Here is a 1,739-nt window from a genome sequence, read left to right on the forward strand (position 1 = left end):
TTGATTTTTTTGATGCAGTGTAATAATTTCGCTTTTTGGTCATTCTATTCCCCTCTTATATTAGAAGAATAGCTCTTAAAAATACCTTTTTTTCGTCTAAAAATCCGCGCCTATATCAATGTAGCGACGGCCGAAACTACCCAGCTCCTTTGTTGGATCAAAAACAAGAGCCCTTACTCTTATTGCATCGGCATTAAATTTCATCGTACTTTTGTCGCCTAATACCATCAGTGCAGTAAATAAGAATTCTAAGGATTCTTTATCATTACCATTTAAAGTGATTTCATTCGCTTTACTAGGTTTATTTTTTAAATTTCCGAGCATTAGGCTTGCAGTAGCAAAAGCTTTAAGAATTTTCTCTTCTGTAGTTTGTGCGGTATTATCTTTACAGGTATAGGTTACGGATGGTTCTTTATTTTTATCGCTAGCCAAACCGGTAGGGTGATGAATTTCGGTAATCACTGCTATGGGTTTGTCGTCAGCCGTAACGCGTATAGTATGTTCTCGATAATTTCCTTCTTTAAGTGGAGCTATTGAGCTATGTGCTTCAGCTCGCATAGTACCGCTGAATGCATGATTATGTTCATCAAGATCTTCATCATAATCTTGAACCAGCGCGTCATCAGTGAGCGCTTTATCTTGACTTGTAATTGTAAAAGTTGATTTGACCCGATGGCGTAGTTCACCAGTTTGGGAACTCTCTACTTGTTTAGTTAAGCCCTCACCGTCTACTAATTTTTGGAGCGGCAATAAAATGTCATTTTCGACTTGTTCTATCTCTTCCAACTGCTTATCTATTTTATCCATCAGCTCCATTACTTCAGGACGAATTAAGGTTCCCCGCAATGTTTCAGGCGAGAATTCATCCGCTAGGGCTTTTTGCAACTCTTCAAGCTTTTCTCTTTGCTTTTCTAATAAATCTAGGTGTTCTTCACAATCACTGGAAATGGCTGCTAAATCCTTCATTAATGGACTTGCATCCTCTTTTTTTACTATGTGACCTACATTGGATTTGGAGGATACTTTTTGCAGATCTTGCAGAGCCTCTTTCAAAGCCTCAATTGGTTTTCTTGCAAGGATTTGTTCATCAATAACGGCAAGTTGAGCAGTTTGAACTTTTTCCCATTGACTTTTTAATTTAGCATCTTCTTCACTGAGCTTTTTACCTTCTTTAAGATGTTCTACTAACCTTAATTCATGGTAACGTTTATCGAGTGCTAAAGTTAAGGTAGTGAGAGCGCTATTTGATTTGTGTTTCTCGGTGAAATTTTCAATTGCACGATATAAATCTTGAATTTTTTCAGTGCTGTCTAGCGCCTTGAGATCGGATAAGTCACTTTTGATCGAGTTTAAAAATACTTTAAGAGGAGATGCCGCAGGAGCTTTCTGGTATTCAGCTTCCAGAGCTTTCATTGCGCTTACTAGAGCAAATTGCCCATCAGTATAAATTAACGCTTTTCTATTGGCTTTTGCATAAAGTTCAAGAGATAAGCCCGAATCACTTTTAAGCCATGCATTATAAGTGGTCCTGCTCACCATAATGACGCCTTCACTATTTTGCTGTCCTTGTACCCATTTTGGTCCTTTGGGATCCGAACCGGGTTTTAGTAAAATTAGATCATTAACTCATGTTACGCACGGTCAATTTTAAGCTGCCATATTTTTAAGCTCCTGCCAAGCAATCTGGTTCGCTCTAAGAATCAATTTGTACTTAATAGCAAAGTGATTTAAATGAGTTT

At 37.8% G+C, this 1,739-nt stretch carries 1 protein-coding gene; it reads right to left on the reverse strand.

Annotated elements, in window-relative coordinates; genetic code table 11:
• Positions 1–96: 96 nt before the first annotated feature.
• Positions 97–1,539, reverse strand: a complete 1,443-nt coding sequence (locus ELY15_RS15580) for a hypothetical protein (protein WP_127101652.1) — start codon at positions 1,537–1,539, stop codon at positions 97–99.
• Positions 1,540–1,739: the final 200 nt, after the last annotated feature.

Origin of the sequence: Legionella sp. km772, assembly GCF_003989735.1 — a bacterium.
In the GTDB taxonomy this organism is placed as follows: Bacteria; Pseudomonadota; Gammaproteobacteria; order Legionellales; family Legionellaceae; genus Legionella.